General features: G+C 58.8%; 3 protein-coding genes. All 3 read left to right on the top strand.

The features are described 5' to 3' along the window. Nucleotides 1–258: 258 nt before the first annotated feature. Nucleotides 259–558, top strand: a complete 300-nt coding sequence (locus ACQRA4_RS13540) for an STAS domain-containing protein (protein WP_427823583.1) — start codon at nucleotides 259–261, stop codon at nucleotides 556–558. 23 nt (nucleotides 559–581) lie between these two features. Then, nucleotides 582–2,996 (top strand): SpoIIE family protein phosphatase, encoded by a 2,415-nt coding sequence (locus ACQRA4_RS13535; protein ID WP_427823582.1) that lies wholly within the window; start codon nucleotides 582–584, stop codon nucleotides 2,994–2,996. A 34-nt stretch (nucleotides 2,997–3,030) separates the two neighbouring features. Then, nucleotides 3,031–4,690, top strand: a 1,660-nt coding sequence (locus ACQRA4_RS13530) for a non-ribosomal peptide synthetase (protein WP_427823581.1), incomplete at its 3' end; no start/stop codon positions are given.

Raw genomic sequence — 4,690 nt, 5'->3', positions numbered from 1 at the left:
TTCGAGCTTAAGCCATACGGTATGGGACTGCAAGTATCATAATGAGTCCTGAATCTAGAAAAATCTCCCCCCTGCCCCCGTCGCCTCCAGCGCGGAGGCGTGGATTGAAACCCGCCGCGCCGGATCGGCTGCGCACAAGCACCTCGTCGCCTCCCGGGATTGAGTCAGGCGGAAGAAAATATGCTGGACTTATGGCCGGAAAGGGGCGATAAATCAATTCATCTTATCATGTCGCCACCTTAATAACGGAAATGCACAATGCGTATCAGCACCCATATGGATGGTCAGACGTTGACAGTCGAACTTGAAGGCAGGCTGGACACGGCCACGACGCCGCAAGTAAGCGAAGCGCTGCAGGATTGTCCAGACAAATGCGATCTCTGCATCTTGGACTTTGCAAATGTCGATTACATTTCAAGCGCCGGGCTCAGGCTTCTGCTGCTCCTGCACAAGCGCATGGGGACGGCAGGCGGGGGGCTGACACTCCGCAGGGTGCAGCCCGGCGTGCGGGATATTTTGGATATGACAGGCTTCACCGCCTTTCTCCGCATGGAATAGCGCATATCTCTCCTGCTCCGGTCATGGCGATTCTCACCAGCATCCGCTCCAGGATAGTCATTGCCGTGCTGATTCAGACCTGTCTGATCGGTCTTGTTCTCTTTGTCATCGGAAAAGATCTCTACGCCAATTACAAAAAACTGCGTATTGCCCAATGCCATGTGATGGTAAAGGAAAAGACCGACGAGCTGGCCGGGACTCTCCATTCCCTCCAGGCAAATGTGCTTGAGCTTGCGCTTGTCGGGGAGTTGCTTGTTTCCGAAGATCCGTCTTTGCGCGACAGGCAGGCCGAATATGCCGTCGTGCAAAATTTTAATGCTCAGAAAGATGCGTTGGGCGGTGGCATCTGGTATATCCCATACTTTTTTGGCGGCAAGCGCGAACTGACCTGTTACTACGCCTACAAGAAAGACAATGCCGCCATTTTTGACCCGGACTTCTCCAAAAGGGCCTACTACTATCCGCAGCAAAACTGGTATCGGGATGCAATGCGGGCCTTTGCCAATGAAAAAGAAAAAGACCGGCGCAAGATCACATGGAGTCCGGCCTATGTTGATTCCGCCGGCGCCTGTTCGCTCATGACCACGGCCAGCGCCCCGATTATTACCCCCGCGGGCGAAATCGCCGGTCTTGCGACCATCGACTGGAGCCTGGACGACCTGGCGAAGAAGATGGCATCCATTCGTCCCACGGACGGCAGCGCCACAGTGTTCGCGGATGTCGCCCACAATGTCATCCTCAGCGCGAGCGGGAGGCACCGGGATGATTGCCGGCCGGCGGAACCGCTGGGCGTCCTGCCCTGGTTTGACGCCCATGCGCCTGAAGAGCGCGCGATCCATATCGACGGCGCTGCCTATCTCTCCTTCACCAGAAAGTTTGACAATGACATGATGGTGGTGGTCAACGTTCCAGAGAATGAACTTTTCCATGCCTTGAACCGCGGTTTGCTTGCAACCCTCCTCACTCTCATTTGCGCCATGATTGCCGCATCCGTCCTGATCTGGAGCATGCTGAACCGTTCCATCAACAAGCCTGTCACACGTCTTTGCCGTGCGGTGAGGGAAATAGGTTCAGGGAACCTGGACGCCCGCTTGCCCGCCGACCAGGGGGACGAGCTTGGCGCTCTCGCGCGGGCCTTTACCGGCATGGCCGCCAACCTGAAAAAGCACATCGCGCATATTGAGGCCATAACGGCTGAAAAAGGACGCATTGACGCTGAGTTGAACATCGCCCGGGATATTCAGGCAGCCATGTTGCCTTCCGCCTTTTCGGAACGGGATGATTGCGCCCTTTCCGCTGTCATGCGTCCGGCCAGGGAAGTTGGCGGCGATTTTTACGACTTTTTCTTCCTTGATGATCACAGGCTTGCCGTGGTGATGGCGGACGTTTCCGACAAAGGGGTTCCCGCGGCTCTTTTCATGACCATTGCCAAGGCGCTGGTTCGCAATTGCATCCAGTCCTGCGGCGATCCGGGGGCCGCCCTGTCCATGGCAAATTCCCGACTGTGTGAAAACAATGCCGCCTGCATGTTTGTAACCGCCTTCGCCGGCATCATGGATCTGGGCACGGGCGGCTTCGAGTATGCCAACGCGGGCCATGATCCTTTCTATCTGTGTGAACCCGGCGGGGGCGTCAGGCTTGTGCGGCTCAAACCCGCCTTGCCGCTGGCCGCCATGCCGGATACCAGCTATGAGACATGCGGCTTGACCCTTTCGCCCGGTTCCGGCATCTTTCTTTACACTGACGGCGTTACCGAAGCCGCGGACCCTGATGGCGTTTTTTTCGGTTCCCGAAGACTGGAGGATGCGCTCGAGGCCCGCGTGCGCCTTTTCTCCCGCAATTTGTCCGAATTCATTGCCGGCATAATGACCAGACTGGAAGCCTTTACGCGAAAAGCCCCTCAAAATGACGACATCACCATGCTGGCGCTGGCCTGGAAGCCGCAGTATCCGCCAGCGCAGGGCGAAAACACGGCGAAATATGGCGCGGGTGCGGAACCGCCTTTTCACCGCGAGCGCGTTTTTCCGGCGCGAACGGACGCATTGCCGGATTTCATGGCCCTGGTGGAAAAAGCTCTGGCGGAAGGAAGCTTCACAGACAGGCAGAAAATGCGCTTTTGCGTGGCGGCCGAGGAAATTTTTGTCAACATAGCCAATTACGCCTACAAGGATCAGCAAGGCGCGGCGGAAGCAGAAATTTCAGTCGAAGTTGCCGCCATTCCATCAATGCTGCGTTTGCGCTTCACGGATTCCGGCGCGGCATTCAACCCTCTTGACCATGAGCAGCCTGATCCCGGCCTGCCGGCTGAAGACAGACCCCCCGGCGGCCTGGGCATTTTTCTCGCCGCCAGGGGCTCAAGCTCCATCCGCTATGCGCGGGAAGAAGACAAGAATATCCTGACACTGGTTCTTGCCGCGAATGACGACGCCCCCCGTTGACGCCGCAGGGCCGAAGCCCATGCAAGGAGACAATATGAGCAATTGCGCAGCCGCAATTTCCCGCGCCGCGGCCAGATTGCCGCAAAAAACGGCGCTTGTCTGCGAACAGCGAAGCCTGACATACGCGCGGCTTGAGGACGAATCCGGCCGGCTGGCCCACGGACTGAACAATCTCGGCCTCGGTCGGGGCGCGATTCTGCCGATATTGCTGCGGCGCGGCTGCAACGGGGCCGTGGCGTTGCTGGCCTGCTGGAAAGCCGGGCTGGCCGCCTGTGTGCTGGACATGTCGTACCCCGCGGAACGTCTGGCCGATATCCGCCGGCAATGCGGCACAGATGCCGTTCTGGACGAAAACCTGTTCGCCCGATTGCTTGATTCGGAAACCGCTGAACCCGCCGGGCGCTTGCCGGAGCCTGCGCCGCGTGACCTCGCGCTCGCGGTATTCACCTCCGGCTCCACGGGACGCCCCAAGGGCGTGCTTCTGCCCCATCGGACGCTGAGTCTGGCTGTCAAGAACGCAAGCGGCTGGATACGCGAAGACGATGTCATGCTCTCCACCGCATCACAGTCTTTCATCGCAATGATGTTTGACCTGGTTTCCCCTCTGGCTGTGGGCGGCACGGTCAATATCGCCTCCGATGCGGTTCGCAAAGATGTCAGTATGGCAGCGGAGCATATCCGGCGGCAGCATATCAGCGTGGCGTTCATGGCGCCGCAGATGGCCGCGCCATTTCTGGAAATTGCGGACGGCGCGCTGCGCCTGCTGTTTATCGGATCGGAACGGGTGCGGCGGCTGTTCAGCGAACGCACCACGATAGTCAACAGTTATGGCGCCAGCGAGACCGGGGGGCTGCTTGCCTCTTTCCAGGTGGATCATGCATACGACAACACGCCCATAGGCAGGCTCTCGCCCGACAGCAGCCTTTTTCTGCTTGATGCTGAAGGGCGTCCGGTACGGAAAGGGGACATCGGAGAAATCTGCATCCAGGGACAGATTGCCCTGGGTTACCTTCATCAGCCTGAATTGACCGCCCGGCGTTTCGCCCCCGCCCCTGAAGCGACGGGAAATGACGAGCCGCTTTTCCGCACCGGCGATCTTGGCCGCCTGCTCCCTGACGGCGCATTGGAATATGTTCAGCGCAAGGACTGGATGATCAAAATTCGCGGTTTTCGCGTCGAGCCCGGCGAGATAGAAGCCGCCATGCTGCACTCTGCGCCATTGGACAAGGTCGTGGTGACAGGTTTTGAGGATGCGTCCGACCAGGCGCGCATTTATGCCTGTTATACGGCGCAGGAAAAGATCGACAAGGAAAGATTGCGGGAAGACCTGGCAAAAAACCTTCCTGAATACATGTTGCCCGCCTTCATGGAGCAGGTGTCGGCGCTTCCGCTCAACGCCAACGGAAAAATTGACCGCACGCGCATAGCTCCGCCTGATTTCGCCCTTTTGCGGGCCGAGTACGCGCAGCCGGAAACGGAACTGGAAAAATCCATCTGCCTTGCCTTCGGGCGGGTTCTCTCCCAGGACCGCATTGGGCTTGACGACGATTTCATGCGCCTCGGCGGCGATTCCGTCAGCGCCATGCGCCTGCAATCCCTGCTGTCATATCCGGGCCTGAGCGCCGCTTCAATCCTGCGGGAACGCACGCCCCGCGCCCTGGCGCGATATCTGTCCGCTGGCCCCGCAGCCCATG

Source organism: Desulfovibrio sp. SGI.169, from assembly GCF_050313595.1.
In the GTDB taxonomy this organism is placed as follows: domain Bacteria; phylum Desulfobacterota; class Desulfovibrionia; order Desulfovibrionales; family Desulfovibrionaceae; genus Desulfovibrio.
The sequence above is the reverse complement of the archived record's forward strand: the minus strand, read 5'-3'. Positions and strand labels throughout refer to the sequence as shown.

Excerpts from the sequence above, each read along its gene's own strand:
- ACQRA4_RS13540 (WP_427823583.1), top strand. The coding sequence starts at position 259 with ATGCGTATCAGCACCCATATGGATGGTCAGACGTTGACAGTCGAACTT.
- ACQRA4_RS13535 (WP_427823582.1), top strand. The coding sequence starts at position 582 with ATGGCGATTCTCACCAGCATCCGCTCCAGGATAGTCATTGCCGTGCTG.